General features: G+C 64.2%; 10 protein-coding genes. 5 read left to right on the forward strand and 5 right to left on the reverse strand.

Annotation, left to right across the window (positions count from 1 at the left end):
- Window positions 1-157 precede the first annotated feature (157 nt).
- Together bfr and MRY84_RS07050 are read right to left on the reverse strand one after the other, a co-directional pair.
- Window positions 158-634: a bacterioferritin gene (gene bfr, locus MRY84_RS07045; RefSeq protein ID WP_291505030.1), complete on the reverse strand. Its 477-nt coding sequence runs from the start codon at window positions 632-634 to the stop codon at window positions 158-160.
- 183 nt (window positions 635-817) lie between these two features.
- Window positions 818-1636, reverse strand: coding sequence for an FTR1 family protein (locus MRY84_RS07050; protein WP_291505031.1), 819 nt, complete (start codon window positions 1634-1636; stop codon window positions 818-820).
- Window positions 1637-1985: 349 nt separating this feature from the next.
- Here MRY84_RS07050 and ahpC point away from each other — a divergent pair, with 349 nt between their 5' ends.
- Both ahpC and ahpF read left to right on the forward strand, forming a co-directional pair.
- Window positions 1986-2561: an alkyl hydroperoxide reductase subunit C gene (gene ahpC, locus MRY84_RS07055; RefSeq protein WP_291505032.1), complete on the forward strand. Its 576-nt coding sequence runs from the start codon at window positions 1986-1988 to the stop codon at window positions 2559-2561.
- A gap of 162 nt (window positions 2562-2723) precedes the next feature.
- On the forward strand, window positions 2724-4346 hold the full coding sequence (gene ahpF, locus MRY84_RS07060; protein WP_291505033.1) for an alkyl hydroperoxide reductase subunit F: 1623 nt from the start codon (window positions 2724-2726) through the stop codon (window positions 4344-4346).
- Between the two features lie 269 nt (window positions 4347-4615).
- Here ahpF and MRY84_RS07065 read toward each other — a convergent pair whose 3' ends face one another.
- The 3 genes from MRY84_RS07065 to MRY84_RS07075 all read right to left on the reverse strand — a co-directional run bounded on the left by MRY84_RS07065 (window position 4616) and on the right by MRY84_RS07075 (window position 9848).
- A complete protein-coding gene (locus tag MRY84_RS07065; RefSeq protein WP_291505034.1) occupies window positions 4616-5842 on the reverse strand; it encodes an EAL domain-containing response regulator in 1227 nt (408 codons plus the stop codon).
- Window positions 5839-8817 (reverse strand): MASE4 domain-containing protein, encoded by a 2979-nt coding sequence (locus MRY84_RS07070; protein ID WP_291505035.1) that lies wholly within the window; start codon window positions 8815-8817, stop codon window positions 5839-5841. The genes MRY84_RS07065 and MRY84_RS07070 overlap by 4 nt, the downstream gene beginning before the upstream one ends.
- A 209-nt stretch (window positions 8818-9026) precedes the next feature.
- Window positions 9027-9848, reverse strand: a complete 822-nt coding sequence (locus tag MRY84_RS07075) for a pyruvate, water dikinase regulatory protein (RefSeq protein ID WP_291505036.1) — start codon at window positions 9846-9848, stop codon at window positions 9027-9029.
- Between the two features lie 266 nt (window positions 9849-10114).
- Between MRY84_RS07075 and ppsA the strand changes: the two genes are divergently transcribed.
- From ppsA to MRY84_RS07090, 3 genes are all read left to right on the forward strand, one after another.
- Window positions 10115-12505, forward strand: a complete 2391-nt coding sequence (ppsA, locus tag MRY84_RS07080; RefSeq protein ID WP_291505037.1) for a phosphoenolpyruvate synthase — start codon at window positions 10115-10117, stop codon at window positions 12503-12505.
- 62 nt (window positions 12506-12567) lie between these two features.
- Window positions 12568-12921 (forward strand): DUF4212 domain-containing protein, encoded by a 354-nt coding sequence (locus tag MRY84_RS07085; protein WP_291505038.1) that lies wholly within the window; start codon window positions 12568-12570, stop codon window positions 12919-12921.
- Window positions 12914-15004 (forward strand): VC_2705 family sodium/solute symporter, encoded by a 2091-nt coding sequence (locus tag MRY84_RS07090; protein WP_291505039.1) that lies wholly within the window; start codon window positions 12914-12916, stop codon window positions 15002-15004. Before MRY84_RS07085 ends, MRY84_RS07090 begins: the two co-directional genes overlap by 8 nt.
- Window positions 15005-15339: the final 335 nt, after the last annotated feature.

The following is a 15339-nucleotide window of genomic DNA, read 5'->3' on the forward strand; positions in this document are numbered from 1 at the left end:
TGTTGAGAAGCATTCGCATTTATTGAGGCGCTTCGATGGTGGGGTTGCGGCGCATTTGCAACATTCTGTGTGTCGCCTCGCTGGCTACGCGCGAAAAAAAACGGGCCGAAGCCCGTTCATCCAGTGAGGGGGCGTCACCGCCCCTGCGGCGCGCGTGTCAGTCCACCTCACCCATCTGCGACTGCAGATAGTTCTGCAACCCCACTTTGTCGATGAGATCGATTTGAGTTTCAAGGAAGTCGATGTGCTCCTCGGTGTCGTCCAGGATCTTTTGCAGCAGGTCGCGCGAAACATAGTCGCGCACGCTCTCGCAATGGGCGATGCCGTCCTTGATGGTGGCCTGGGCGGCTTGCTCGGCACGCAGGTCACAGGCGAGGATCTCCGGCACGTCTTCGCCGACCTGCAGCTTGGCCAGGTCCTGCAGGTTGGGCAGCCCGTCCAGCGTGAAGATGCGGTCCATCAGCCAGTCGGCATGTTTCATCTCCCCGATGGATTCCGAATACTCCTTCTTGGCCAGCTTGTCGAAGCCCCAGTGCTTGAGCATGCGGTAGTGCAGAAAGTACTGATTGATCGCGGTGAGCTCGTTCTTGAGCTGGGCCTGCAGATGGCCGATGACCTGTGCGTCGCCTTTCATGGGGGACTCCTTGTTCTGTGGGTTGAAGCGGCACCGATTGTCGTGACCGGCATCAACCCGCGCAAGGCAAGTCCCTCTTCTCGCGCATGGGCTGCGTGTGAGGCTGATAAGCGTTCGCGTTCAGCGGCCTGGCGTGCGAGGCGAGGCAAGGGCAATCCGATTGCCGATGGATCGCAGAGCTTGCTACTGCGCCGTTCGAGCCGTCGCAGTAGCAGCAGCGCCCACTGCGGGCGACGTTACCGCCGATGTGGCGCGGCGTTCCCGCCAGTGCGCCACACCCAGCCACACGGTGGGCACCACTACCAGGGCCAGCGAAATCAGCTGGGCGATGGTGCCCTCTGCCAGATCTTCGGTGGCAGCGTGCCACCAGGCGTTGTCGATTCCGGGGATCTGGGCGCCTTCGGTGAATTCATGGAATGCATAGATCACCAGTTGCACTGCAAACACCGCCATGAACCACGCGGTGACGCGGAAGAACCGCGAGAGATTCACCGCGCGGCCGTAGCGTGTCCAGGCCCAGGCGATGGCAATGGCCAGCGCCAGGCCCGCCAGGCCGCCCCAGGCCATGTAGGCCAGGTCGGCGCTGCGGGCCAGGGCGGCGAGCATGGTGGCTGTCTCCACCCCTTCGCGGCCCACCATGAAGAGGGCGAACAGAAACACTGCCATCCAGGCGCGCGGGCCTTCGAGCAGGCTGGCGCTTTGCATACGCTGGGCAATGTCCTGCCCCATGCCTTGGCCTGCGCGGTGCATGTGGACCACGCACCAGGTCACCGTGGCGGCGGCCACCAGCGCCATCACACCCTCGGCCGCAGGTGACAGCGCGCCGACCTGCGACAGCACCCAGCCCAGCGCCAGCGAGAGCAGGGCGGCCACGCCGACGCCCGCGCGCAGCGGCAGCAGCAGGTGCAGGCGGCCCGTCTTGCGCAGGTAAAGCGTGGCAATGGCCACGACGAGCAGGGCTTCTAGCCCTTCACGGAAACAGATCAGCAGAGTCTGGAACATGATGAAACAAAGGCCTTTGCTATAAATAGATGAGCTGCCTGCGCTTGATCATCAAGCGCAAGAGCCATTTTTGACCGATAAAACAGTGCGGAAGCCGGCGGGCGTTTCACAGATCGAACAACCAGCGGCACAGCACGCTTCGGATGGATTCTATTGAATGAGAATTAGTTTCATTCAAAAACTTGCAGCAGTCTTTGAGGTGGCGCAACATGCGACAGCCCGCCGCGGGGCAATCGGTCGCGATATAGTCATATCCAATTGATTCAATGCAATCAATTAATTGGATTCATGGTGTCAAACCGCCTAGACTTCCTCCTCGTTCAGTCAACCAACCACAAAGGAAACAGCAATGTCCCTGATCAATACGCAAGTTCAGCCCTTCAAGACCACCGCTTTCGTCAACCGTGGCGGCAAGGGTGAATTCATCGAAGTGACCGAGCAGACCCTCAAGGGCAAGTGGTCCGTGCTGATCTTCATGCCGGCAGCTTTCACATTCAACTGCCCCACCGAAATCGAAGACGCTGCCGAGAACTACGCTGAGTTCCAGAAGGCTGGCGCCGAGGTGTACATCGTGACGACCGACACGCACTTCTCGCACAAGGTGTGGCATGAAACTTCCGACGCCGTGGGCAAGGCCAAATTCCCCCTGGTCGGCGACCCCACGCACCAGCTGACCAACGCGTTTGGCGTGCACATCCCTGAAGAAGGCCTGGCGCTGCGCGGCACCTTCGTGGTCAACCCCGATGGCGTGATCAAGACGATGGAAATCCACTCCAACGAAATCGCCCGCGATGTGTCGGAAACCCTGCGCAAGCTGAAGGCTGCCCAGTTCACCGCCGCCAACCCCGGCCAGGTTTGCCCAGCCAAGTGGAAGGAAGGCGCCAAGACGCTGACGCCTTCCCTGGATCTGGTCGGCAAGATCTAAGCCTGCTTAACTTCGGCCTCGAAGCCGGACAGCGTCATGGCGCTCGTGCGCCATGCCGTCCGGTTTTTTTTCGCCCAGAGTTTGGCCAGCAGGCTTGATCTGCCAACCGCCTGCCGCCAACCTGTGAAGGCATCACAACTCGAAATCTGAAAGGACACCACCATGCTCGACGAACAACTCAAGACCCAGCTTTCCGCGTACCTGGAGCGCGTGCAGCAGCCGTTTGAGCTGGTGGCGTCCCTGGACGACAGCGAGACGGCGCGCGACATGCGCGAGCTCCTGACCACCATCCAATCCCTGCGCAGCGACAAGATCACCCTGCGCACCGATGGCAACGACGCCCGGAAGCCATCCTTCAGCCTGCAGCGCGTGGGCGCCACCAACAGCCTGCGCTTTGCCGGCCTGCCGCTGGGCCACGAATTCACTTCGCTCGTGCTGGCCCTGCTGTGGACGGGCGGCCATCCACCCAAGGTCGAGCAGGACGTGATCGACCAGATTCAGGCGCTGGATGGCGACTTCAACTTCGAGGTCTACATGAGCCTGACCTGCCACAACTGCCCGGACGTGGTGCAGGCCCTGTCGCTGATGGCCGTGGTCAACCCCAAGGTCAAGACCACCGTCGTTGAAGGCGGTGCCTTCCAGCAGGAAGTGACCGACCGCGAAATCATGGCCGTGCCCATGGTGTTCCTGAACGGGCAGGTGTTCGGCTCCGGCCGCATGTCGCTGGAAGAGATCGTCGCCAAGCTCGACACCGGCTCGGCCGCCCGCGAAGCCGCCAAGCTCAGCGCCAAGGACCCGTACGACGTGCTCATCGTCGGTGGCGGCCCCGCTGGCGCGGCAGCCGCGGTGTACGCCGCCCGCAAGGGCATCCGCACCGGCGTCGCCGCCGAGCGCTTTGGCGGCCAGGTGAACGACACCCTGGCCATCGAGAACTACATCTCGGTGCTCGAAACCGAGGGCCCCAAGTTTGCTGCCGCGCTGGAGGCCCACACCCGCGCCTACGACGTGGACATCATGAACCTGCAGCGCGCAGACAAGCTCATCCCCGCCGCGCAGCCCGGCGGCCTAGTCGAGGTGCAGCTGGCCAATGGCGGCTCGCTCAAGGCCAAGACGGTGATCCTGTCCACCGGCGCCCGCTGGCGCAATGTGAACGTGCCCGGCGAAGCCGAGTACAAGAACAAGGGCGTGGCCTACTGCCCGCACTGCGACGGCCCGCTGTTCAAGGGCAAGCGCGTGTCCGTCATCGGCGGCGGCAACAGCGGCGTAGAGGCGGCGATCGACCTGGCTGGCATCGTGCAGCATGTCACGCTCATCGAGTTTGCCGACCAGCTCAAGGCCGATGCCGTGCTGGTGAACAAGCTCAAGAGCCTGCCCAACGTGACCATCCACATCAACGCGCAGACCACGGAGATCACCGGAGCCGAAGGCAAGGTGAATGGCCTGAAATACAAGGATCGCGCGACCGGGGTGGAGCACGCCGTACCGCTGGAAGGCGTGTTCGTGCAGATCGGCCTTGTGCCCAACACCGAGTGGCTCAAGGGCACGGTGGAGCTTTCCAAGTTCGGCGAAATCATCGTCGACTCGCACGGCCGCACCAACCTGCCCGGCGTGTTCGCGGCGGGTGACTGCACCACGGTGCCGTTCAAGCAGATCGTGATCGCGGCGGGCGAGGGATCGAAGGCGGCACTGAGCGCGTTCGATCATCTGATCCGCATGCCGGTGGTGGCTGCGCCCGCATCGACGGCGGGCGCCACGGCTGGAACGCCGGTGGCAGAGGTGGCCTGAGTGCTGCGGCTATGCTGAACAAGTCCTTCGCGCAGGGCATCGCGCGCCCGCGCGAAGTCTGCGGCAGCCGACACCGGGCCGGGCCTGCCGCATGGCGCCGGCTTGGTTTGAGCTGTTTCAGGTGAAAACGAACGCCAGCGCTTTTAAATCAAGCGCTGGCAGCTATCAAAAAAAGAGCGGTTGGCTGCGTGATGCGTCCAGCCGCTTTTCGCCTGGTGTTGTCCGCTGGGCAGGCCAGTGCTGAAGTGTTGCCTTCGCCGGCATTCCCATCACGGCGATGGAGGCGGTGAATGTTCTGCCGCCCAACGCTGCCGCCAGCTCGCAGCCCACCCAAGGATCTGGTCTGCCGGCATGGGGCGGGCGATGAGGTAGCCCTGCGCCAGGTCGCATTCTGTCCTTTGCAGAAAGGCCCAGTCGGCGGCGTCTTCCACACCTTCGGCAACTACCTCCATCCCCAGCTCCTTGGCCAGGCCCAGGCTGGCAAAGAAGATGGCGCGCAGGGTTTCGTTGTGGTGGGCGCCGTGAACGAAGCTCCGGTCGATCTTGAGCTGGTCGAACGGCACGTCACGCAACTGCGCCAGCGATGAATGGCCCGTGCCGAAGTCGTCGATGGAAAGCCTGAAGCGCCGTAGGCGCAGGCGCGTGAGGATCTCCAGCGGCGCGCGCAAATCCTTCATCAGCTGGCTTTCGGTCACCTCCAGAATGATGGACTGGGGGAGGACCCCTGCGGCGGCGGCGGCAGACGTGACCTGCTCCGGGAACTCCAGCGCCGTCAGGTTGGCCATGGAGACATTGACGGCCACCTTGAGCTTGCAGCCTTGCAGCGCCCAGGCGGCGCTGTCGCTCAGCGCTTGTGCCAGCACCGCCTGCGTGAGCGCATCAATCAACCCATGGTCTTCGGCCAGGCCGATGAACTGGTCGGGGTACACCATGCCGTCCTGGGGATGGCGCCAACGCACCAGGGTCTCCACGCCCACCATGTCGCCGGTAGAGACCGAGACTTTGGGCTGGTAGTGGTTGACCAGTTCTCCGGCCTCGATGGCCTGGGCCAGGCGCTCCGCGCCATAGCCCTTGCCCTGCAGGTGCTGGGCTGCCTGCGCCGGTGGAACCCACTGCTCTACCAATTGGAAGAGCGCTTGCGGCTGCACTGGCTTTTGCAAGCTGCCCAGCACTTCGATGTGGTGGGCCTGCACCAGGGTGCGGGCAGACTGCAGGATGCGTTCGTCCTCGCCACTGACCAGGATCAGGCTGCCTGCATACCCGTGCTCCACCAACCTGCGCACGAACTCGATGCCGTCCATGCCTGGCATGTTCAGGTCGCACAGGATGAGCTGAGGCGCGTGCGCGGGATCGTCCACCTGTTCCAGCGCAGTGAGGCCGTTGTCGCAGATGGCGACGTTGGTAAACCCTAGGTTGGTCAGCAGCCGGGCCAGCAGCTTGAGCATGAAGGGCTCGTCATCGAGCACCAGGATGTGCATGTCGGGCTTGGCATTCATGGCGCTTCACCCGGTATGTTGTTGGACAAGAGGTCGGCCAGGTGCCGGTCTACGGCGGCCATCTCCACCTTGAAATGGTCGAATGCCATGGAGAGGGCGTCGATCTGGCCGGCCGCGCCCACCTGCTCCATGTCGGCGCAAAGATCGCCCAGTGTCATGGCTCCCACCGAACGCGCAGCCGACTTGAGCTTGTGGACGGCCGCCACTGTCTTGGCCGCGCTGCCGGCGCAGTAGGCTTGTTCCACCTCCTGCGCAATGCGCGCAGCACTGGTGCGGAAGGTCTGCAGAAACTCGCGCAGGAGCTGCGGGTCGTCCCCCACCAGGCTGCGCAGAATCTGGATGTCCACCGGCCCCGCGGACTGGAGGGGGAGGTTGCTCGCACACGCCGCTGCTGAGGGCGCAGTGGCGGTGGGGGGCTTGGGCAACCACCGCTCCAGCAACTCCTGCAATTCCGACAGCGGGGCGGGCTTGCTCATGTAGTCATCCATGCCCGCGTCCTTGCAACGCTGCGCCTCCGTCTTGAGGGCATTGGCCGTTAGCGCGAGGATCCTCACCGGCGGCTCGGGCACCTCTCCCGCATGGATGCGGGCGTTGGCGCGCTCCTGCTCCTCGGCGCGGATGACGGAGGCGAGCTGGTAGCCATCCATGCCGGGCATGTGCAGGTCGGTCACGATCAGGGCGTAGTCACCGCTGCGCCAGCGGATCAGGGCCTGCAGGCCATCGCTCGTCAGATCGGCCGTCAGTCCCAGCAACGACAGCTGTTGCATGATGACCTTCTGGTTGATCTCGTTGTCTTCCACCACCAGGATCAGGCGGCGCTGGCGGCGCGCTTCTTCGCGCGACAGCGCCACCGGCATGGCTGCATAGCGCGCAGGGGCCAGCGTGTTCTGCTCGTCATGGTGCGGGATCCTTCCCGCGGCCACGGCCACCGCACGCAGCAGGGCGCTGCGGGTCAGCACGTTGCCGTCCAGGGAGATGCAGTCCGCGTCAAATTGCGGCGGGTAGCGGTGGGGGCCGTGGCCTATCACCACAAAGTGGGGGGCCAGGCCGGGATGGGCGCGCGCAAGGGTGCGCAGGCTGTCCAGCGAGAGGGGCTTGTCGGCTTCGGTGTTGATCACCCAGACCCAGGGGCCTGGCGCCAGGCTGGGCGCCAGTTGGCTGGCGGCCTCGATATTCGCCACCAGCTGCGTGTGAGCCCCGGCATTGCGCAGGTAAGTCACCAAATCGCCGGACAGCGTCTTGCCGTTGCCAATGATGAGGCAGGACAACCCTGCCACCGGGGAGGGGGCGGGCTGCGCTTCTTGCGGGCCAGGGGGAACACGCACAAGGGGCAGGCGCAGTGTGAACGTGGAGCCCGCGCCCAGCGCACTGGTCACGGAAATGTGGCCACCCATGCGCTGCGCGAGGTTGCCGGAGATGACCAGACCCAGGCCGGTGCCTCCAAAACGCCGGGTGGTGGACACGTCGGCCTGGGTAAAGGCAGTGAAGAGCTTTGCCAAGGTGGCCTCGCCCATGCCGATGCCATTGTCGATAACCTGGAACTCCAGCGTCACGCTCTGGGCATCTTGTGCCACGAGCACTGCGCGCACGGCCACCCGGCCGGGAGCACTTCCGCCCGCGGAAAATTTGATGGCGTTGTTGACCAGGTTGATCAGTATCTGGCGCAGGCGCAAGGCGTCGCCCAGCAAGGCGGGGGGAATTTCGGGGTCGGTGAATAGCGTCAGTTCCACGCCTTGTTTTTCCGCCAAGCGGTTGAGCATGGCGCAGACTTTTTCGACCACCTCGCTCACGGCCATGGGCTCGCTTTCCACCTCGAGGTGACCGGCCTCGATCTTGGAGAAATCCAGAATGTCCTCGATGACGCTCAAGAGCGAAAAGGCGGATTCGCGGATCAGGTCCACCATGGCCACCTGGGGGTGCTTCAGGCTTGAGCGCGCGAGCACGTCGATCATGCCGATGACCCCGTTCATGGGGGTGCGAATCTCGTGGCTCATGGCGGCCAGGAAGTTGGACTTTGCCTGGGCGGCGGCGTTGGCTTCGTTGCGCGCCAGTTCAAGCTCCGCACTGCGCTGACGCTCGCGTATGTTGGCGCGGGCCAGGTCGGCATACAGGCGGCTGTTTTCGAGCAGCAAGACGACCAGCACGAAAGAGGATGCGAGCAGCCCATAGACGCGCCCACCGTAAAAGCCCACATCGAAGCGCGCGCCGTTCAGGACCGCTGCCAGCGCAATGTCCAGCAGCCAGGCCACCAGCGTCACCATGAGCCACAGGTCCAGCACACTGCGGGCCTTGCGCCACAGGTACATCAGAGCTGCCAGCGACAAGGTCCATGTACAAAAGGCAACGAGGAACTTGCCGGAATCATCCCGGGTGCCACGCATGAGCGCTGGAAGCACATCGTGGCCCGCCGTGGTCAGCAATACCAGCGCCACTGTCAGCGCCACGGCACCCACAATGGCCATGGCAATGTCGCGGCCCACTGTGCCCGCCTTCGCCGGACTCGCCGCTTCGCCCGGGGCACGGTCCTTGAGCTCGACGTACGCGAAGACAAACAGCGGAAATCCGCCGTGCCACAAAAAGTACAGCCAAGCGGTGGTTTGCGGCCCGGCGCCCAGTACGCCGCCGGGCGCGAACAGCCCGGGAAAACTCAGTCCGTGGGCCACCGCCATGCAGGCACAAAAGAGGTAGCCAGCCCCCAGCACCAGCAGCGCGCGGGAGCGCAAAAAACGGTATTGCCCGAGCAGCAGTACCGCGGTGATCAGGTCATTGGTAATCAGCGCCGTCTGGTAGACGGGGATGAAGGCGTTCACGGGCGGCAGTGGCACGCGCGCGAAGGGGGCAATGGCCAGAAAGATCAGGAAGGACGCGGCCAGCGCTATGCCGGCCGTGCGCCGGTGGCGCTTGTCCGCTGCCAGCGTAGACAGGAATTCCGATGCGTCATCGGAAGGTACATCCAATGAATGTGTTGCGCCCAAGGCAGCCTCTCCCCTCTGCAATTGGTTCCGTCGCCTCAGCACCTCTGAAGGGCACTTGATGGGCGCGAGTGGGTATCCCCCCACCGGGTGAAGTCAGCTTAGTGCAAGTATTGGATGGGGGCAAGGAAAATGAATTCCGGCGGGAAGGGCCATTCGGGGCCGCGCAGGCGAGGCGGCAGGTACTTTCGTGCCGCTTGTCTGCTTCGTTCTCAATACACGAGCCGCTCGGGCCGGATCTCCTGCAGGATCGTGGTTGCAATCTCTTCGATGGACTTGGTTGTGGTCGACAGCCAGCGGATGCCCGCCCGGCGCATCATCGCTTCGGCCTCGGCCACCTCGTGGCGGCAGTTGAGCAGGTCGGCGTACTTGGAGCCTGGCCGCCGTTCGCTGCGGATCTCCGAGAGGCGCTCCGGGCTGATGGTCAGGCCGAAGATTTTTTTCTGGAAGGGCACCAGCGCGGGTGGCAGCTGGCGGCGCTCGAAGTCTTCCGGGATGAGCGGGTAGTTGGCCGCCTTCAGGCCACACTGCATCGCCAGGTACAGGCTGGTGGGCGTCTTGCCGCTGCGACTCACGCCCACCAGGATCACGTCGGCGCCGGCCAGGTCGCGGTTGCTTTGGCCATCATCGTGCGCCAGGCTGAAGTTGATGGCTTCAATGCGGTCGGTGTACTCCTTGCTGCGGCTCACATCGCTGAAGCGGCCCACGCGGTGGTGCGACTTGATGCCCAGCTCCTGCTCCAGCGGATGCACGAACGTGCCGAACATGTCCAGCAACATGCCCTTGCAGCCTTCCTGGATCACGCGCAGCACTTCCATGTTCACCAGGGTGGTGAAGACGATGGGTTTCTTGCCTTCGACCTCGCCGGTATGGTTGATCTGCCGCACGGCCTGGTGGGCCTTGTCCACCGTGTCGATGAAGGGCAGGCGCACGTGGCGCGGCTTCATTTCAAACTGCGCCAGGATGGCATTGCCGAAGGTTTCGGCGGTGATGCCGGTTCCGTCCGACACAAAAAATACGGTGCGCGAGTGCATGGAGCCCCTTTGGATGGATGAGATTTGCGCCAACCCATTGGCGGCCGCGAGAGGGCGGCCGTCCCCCCGTTTGCGCGGGGCTGGATGAAAGCGTCAGCCCGTTGCCAGAAGCTCGGGCCTACAATTGTGTCAATTATCTGAATTCTCACCATGCACCGCGTCGGCCTACAACCACAACGACAAAGCCTCGGCCCGTGCATGGCCGCTTGCCTTGGGCCCCTAGCTGCCCGGCATGCAGACCCGGTTTCAACTTCTGGAGCTTTCCCATGTCTGCACTTTTCAGCCCGACCGCCCTGGTCGTACCGTTTGAAAACCTGAGAATGACCGACGTCGAGGTCGTTGGCGGTAAAAACGCCAGCCTCGGCGAGATGATCTCGCAGCTGCCCCAGGGCGTGCGGGTGCCCACGGGCTTTGCCACCACGGCCCATGCGTTCCGTGAATTCCTGGCCTACGACGGCCTGGCCGACAAGATCAGCGCCAAGCTCAAGAGCCTGGACACCGAAGACGTGCGCGCGCTGGCCCAGGTCGGCGCCGAGATCCGAGCCATGGTCGAGGCCCAGCCTTTCCCGGCCGATCTGCAAAAGGCCATTGCCGACGAATTTGCCAAGCTGAGCGCGGGCAACCCCAGCGCGTCGTTTGCCGTGCGCTCGTCTGCCACGGCCGAGGACCTGCCCGACGCATCGTTTGCCGGCCAGCAGGAAACCTTCCTGAACGTGGTGGGCATTGATGAAGTCATGCACAAGATGAAGGAAGTGTTCGCGTCGCTGTACAACGACCGCGCCATCTCCTACCGCGTGCACAAGGGCTTCGAGCATGACGTGGTGGCCCTGTCGGCCGGCGTGCAGCGCATGGTGCGCTCCGACCTGGGCGCGGCCGGCGTGATGTTCACCATCGACACCGAATCGGGCTTTGAAGACGTGGTGTTCATCACCAGCAGCTACGGTTTGGGCGAGACCGTGGTGCAGGGCGCAGTGAACCCCGACGAGTTCTATGTGCACAAACCCATGCTCAAGGCCGGCAAGAAGGCGCTCATTCGCCGCAACCTCGGCTCCAAGCTGATCCAGATGGTCTTCTCCACGCCCGAAGAGAAGGCGGCCAGCGGCAAGCTGGTCAAGATCGTGGATGTGCCGGCCGAGCAGCGCAACCGCTACTCGCTGACCGATGCCGATGTGGAGCAACTGGCCCGCTATGCGCTGGTGATCGAGCAGCACTACGGCCGCCCCATGGACATCGAATGGGGCAAGGACGGCACCGACGGCCAGCTCTACATCCTGCAGGCGCGGCCCGAGACCGTGAAGAGCCAGGCGCAAGGTCAGGCCGAGCTGCGCTACAAGCTCAAGGGCCACGGCACCGTGCTGGCCGAAGGCCGCGCCATCGGCCAGAAGATCGGCACCGGCCCGGTGCGCCTGGTGCACAACATTTCCGAGATGGACAAGGTCCAGCCCGGCGATGTGCTCGTGACCGACATGACCGACCCCAACTGGGAGCCGGTGATGAAGCGCGCCAGCGCCATCGTCACCAACCGGGGTGGCCGAACCTGCCACGCCGCCATCATCGCGCGTGAACTGGGCATCCCGGCAGTGGTGGGTTGCGGTGACGCGACCGAGCGTCTGAAGGATGGCACGCTGGTCACGGTGAGCTGCTCCGAGGGCGACACGGGCAAGATCTATGACGGCCTGCTCGAAACCGAAGTGACGGAAGTGCAGCGCGGCGAGATGCCCGCTATTGCCACCAAGATCATGATGAACGTGGGCAACCCCCAGCTCGCCTTCGACTTTGCCCAGCTGCCCAATGCCGGCGTGGGCCTGGCGCGGCTGGAGTTCATCATCAACAACAACATCGGCGTGCACCCCAAGGCCATCCTTGACTACCCCCAGATCGATGCCGACCTGAAGAAGGCCGTGGAATCCGTGGCCCGTGGCCACGCATCGCCCCGCGCGTTCTACGTGGACAAGGTCGCCGAAGGCGTGGCCACCATCGCCGCCGCCTTCTGGCCCAAGCCCGTCATCGTGCGCCTGTCGGACTTCAAGTCCAACGAGTACCGCAAGCTCATCGGCGGCAGCCGCTACGAGCCCGAGGAAGAAAACCCGATGCTGGGCTTCCGCGGCGCGGCCCGCTACATCAGCGAAGACTTCGGCGAAGCCTTTGCGATGGAATGCGAAGCGCTCAAGCGCGTGCGCAATGACATGGGCCTGACCAACGTGCAGGTGATGGTGCCCTTTGTGCGCACGCTGGGCCAGGCCGAGCGCGTGACCAAGCTGCTGGCATCGCACGGCCTGCAACGCGGAAAGGACGAGCTCAAGGTCATCATGATGTGCGAGGTGCCCAGCAACGCCATCCTGGCCGAGCGCTTCCTGGAGTTCTTCGACGGATTCTCCATCGGATCCAACGACCTGACCCAGCTGACCCTGGGTCTGGACCGCGACTCGGGCCTGGAACTGCTGGCGCAGGATTTTGACGAGCGTGACCCCGCCGTGGAGGCACTGATCCACCAGGCTATCAAAGCCTGCCTGGCCCAGGGCAAGTACATCGGCATCTGTGGCCAGGGCCCCAGCGACCACCCCGATTTTGCGCAGTGGCTGGCCAAGGAGGGCATCTCGTCCATCTCGCTGAACCCAGACAGCGTGATCGCTACCTGGCAGCAGTTGGCACGCTGAAGAGGGCGTGAGCATGGGCCGGCCGGTCGATTCGCCACAGCGCAAGTGACGCCGGTCCTGTGATGCCGCTGTTCACCCAGCCACCGCGTTCTGCCGATATCGAACTGGCAGGACCGTTTCCGCCGGATCTGCACGACGTGCGGCACCTGTGGCTCAAGGCAGGCCTGCTCCTGCTCTGGGCGCTGGTGTCGTTTGGCGGCACCTATTTCGCCCGCGACCTGCAACTGCTGGTCTTTGGTTCTTGGCCCTTGGGCTACTGGATTGCGGCGCAAGGTGCAGTGCTGGTGTTCATCGGGATCGTGGTGGCCTACGGCTGGGCCATGAACCGATTTGAGCGCCAGGATGCCGCGTGCGCGCAGCCTGGCGAGGCTGTTGCGGCAGGGCCAGCCGAAGCGCCACCGCGCCGCCATGGATGAGCGCACTGACCCCGGGGAGGGCCGGGCATACCTTTGGCGCCTGCACCGCATCCTGGCGCTGTACGTCATCGGCGTCCTGGCCTTCCTGGCGCTGATGACCTGGGCCGAATTCCAGGGGCTCTCACGCCACTGGATCGGGCCCATCTTCCTGTTCCTCACCGTCATGGTCTACGCCGGCATTGGCGTGTATGGCCGCACGACGGACCCGGAGGAGTACTACGTGGCGGGGCGGCGTATCCCTCCCGTGTACAACGGCATGGCCGCAGCGGCCGACTGGATGAGCGCGGCGTCGTTCATCAGCCTCTCGGGAGCGCTGTACCTGCAAGGCTTTTCAGGCACGCCCGGGCAGGCAGGCGGGCTGGCCTACTTGTTGGGGTGGACGGGCGGTTTCTGCCTGGTGGCGATGCTGATCGCGCCGCACCTGCGGGCCATGGGTCTGTACACGGTGCCGGATTTTTTTCACGTGCGTTTTGGCGGCCGCTGGCCGCGTGTGATTGCCGCCTTGGCGGCGGTGCTTTGTTCGTTCACGTATGTGGTGGCGCAGATCTACGGCGTGGGGCTGATCGCTTCGCGGCTGACGGGTGTGCAGTTCGAGATCGGCATCATGCTGGGCCTGGGGGGCGTGCTGCTGTGCTCGTTCCTGGGTGGCATGCGGGCCATCACGTGGACGCAGGTGGCGCAATACGTCGTGCTGCTGCTGGCCTTCCTCATCCCGGTGTCCTGGCTCGCCTACAAGCAGCTGGGCAATCCGCTGGCTCCGCTGGTCTATGGCGCCCAAATCAGCAAGATCGCCGACCTGGAGGCGCAACTGCTGGATTCACCCGCGGAGCACCAGGTGGTGCAGACTTACCTGCGCCGCGCGCAGGATTTCGAAGCGCGGCTGAGTGACGTGGAAGGCGCCCTGGAACGGGAACGGGAGAAAGGCCGGGAGCGGATCCGTGCATTGCGTGCGCAGAACGCCGATGTGGGCTTGATCGTGACGGCCAGCCGCGAGCTGGCTTCGCTCCCGCGCGACGTGGCAGCCGCACGCGAGCGCTGGACGCGCGAGATGCGCGAGAACTATGAGCGAGCCCGTCCGTTGGGAGGGCTGCCGCAGCAAAGCCAGGCCTTCGTGGGCGACCCCCACGGGACCCCGCAGGAGCAGCGCGACTACGAGCTGACCCGCCGCAATTTCCTGGCCCTCATGTTCTGCCTCATGGTGGGCACTGCAGGCTTGCCGCACCTGCTGACGCGCTACTACACCTCGCCCACGGTGGCGGCGGCGCGCGCCTCGGTGGGTTGGTCGCTGTTCTTCATTGCCTTGCTGTACCTGAGCGCTCCTGCCTTGGCGGTGCTGGTGAAGTTCGAGGTGATGCAGAACCTGGTCGGCAGCAGTTTCGAGGCGTTGCCCACCTGGATGGCGCAATGGGCGCGCGTGGACAGCTCCCTGTTGTCGGTGGAAGACGTCAACGGCGATGGCATCGTGCAGTTTGGCGAAATCCGCCTCGGGGCTGATCTCATCATGCTGGCCACGCCGGAGTTGGGGGGGCTGCCCTATGTGGTATCGGGGCTGGTGGCGGCCGGGGGACTGGCGGCGGCGCTCTCCACCGCCGATGGCCTGCTGCTCACCATCAGCAATGCGCTGGTGCGTGACTTGTATTTTCAGGACAGCCAGCGCCAGGTGTCGCCAGAGCAGCGCGTCATCCTGACCAAGTTTGCCTTGCTGGCGGTGGCTTTGTCGGCGGCCTTTGTGGCCGCGCTCAAGCCCTCGGAGATTTTGCCCATGGTGTCGGCGTCGTTCTCGCTGGCGGCCTCCGCGTTCGTGCCCGTGATGGTGCTGGGGATCTTCTGGCGCGGCACTACGCGGCAGGGGGCGGTGGCCGGCATGCTGGCAGGGCTGGGCGTGGCCGTGTACTACATGCTTTCGCACGTCGCTGCGATGCGTGCGCTGCCCAGCTGGGTGCTGGCAGACGGGCTGTGGTTTGGCATCCAGCCGATCTCGGCGGGGGTCTTTGGCGTACCGACGGGTTTTTGTGTGGCGGCGCTGGTCAGTTGGTGGACGCGGCCCGCACCGCTCCCGCCTCCCATCCGATCCGAGATGTAGTCCCCGAAGCGCACCCGCAAACACGCAAAATTGCGCCGTTTGCCCGCAGAGGTCACGAGGGTTATGCGTAAACCCTGATTACCGGGGGTGCCGAAACGTGAGAATCTGGCCGGAAGGATGTTCAAAGGCTTGAAGGGCCCTGGCATTCGGACAGTGTTCCATTCAAGGAGGTTCATGGTTCTCGTCAAAACACAGGCTGGGCAACAAGCCCTCAAGGACCGGCACGGCAGCTTGAGCTCTCGCCAGCGGTCCGCCTTCATTCTTTTTGACGGAAAGCGCTCCACGGAGGAAGTTCTTTCGGCCACCGCTCCCATGGGGATCACGCGGGACGACAT

Origin of the sequence: Acidovorax sp., assembly GCF_022763525.1 — a bacterium.
In the GTDB taxonomy this organism is placed as follows: domain Bacteria; phylum Pseudomonadota; class Gammaproteobacteria; order Burkholderiales; family Burkholderiaceae_C; genus Acidovorax.

Excerpts from the sequence above, each read along its gene's own strand:
- bfr (WP_291505030.1), bottom strand. The coding sequence starts at position 634 with ATGAAAGGCGACGCACAGGTCATCGGCCATCTGCAGGCCCAGCTCAAG.
- MRY84_RS07090 (WP_291505039.1), top strand. The coding sequence starts at position 12,914 with ATGGATGAGCGCACTGACCCCGGGGAGGGCCGGGCATACCTTTGGCGC.
- MRY84_RS07065 (WP_291505034.1), bottom strand. The coding sequence starts at position 5,842 with ATGAATGCCAAGCCCGACATGCACATCCTGGTGCTCGATGACGAGCCC.
- MRY84_RS07075 (WP_291505036.1), bottom strand. The coding sequence starts at position 9,848 with ATGCACTCGCGCACCGTATTTTTTGTGTCGGACGGAACCGGCATCACC.
- ppsA (WP_291505037.1), top strand. The coding sequence starts at position 10,115 with ATGTCTGCACTTTTCAGCCCGACCGCCCTGGTCGTACCGTTTGAAAAC.
- MRY84_RS07050 (WP_291505031.1), bottom strand. The coding sequence starts at position 1,636 with ATGTTCCAGACTCTGCTGATCTGTTTCCGTGAAGGGCTAGAAGCCCTG.
- ahpC (WP_291505032.1), top strand. The coding sequence starts at position 1,986 with ATGTCCCTGATCAATACGCAAGTTCAGCCCTTCAAGACCACCGCTTTC.
- ahpF (WP_291505033.1), top strand. The coding sequence starts at position 2,724 with ATGCTCGACGAACAACTCAAGACCCAGCTTTCCGCGTACCTGGAGCGC.
- MRY84_RS07085 (WP_291505038.1), top strand. The coding sequence starts at position 12,568 with ATGCCGCTGTTCACCCAGCCACCGCGTTCTGCCGATATCGAACTGGCA.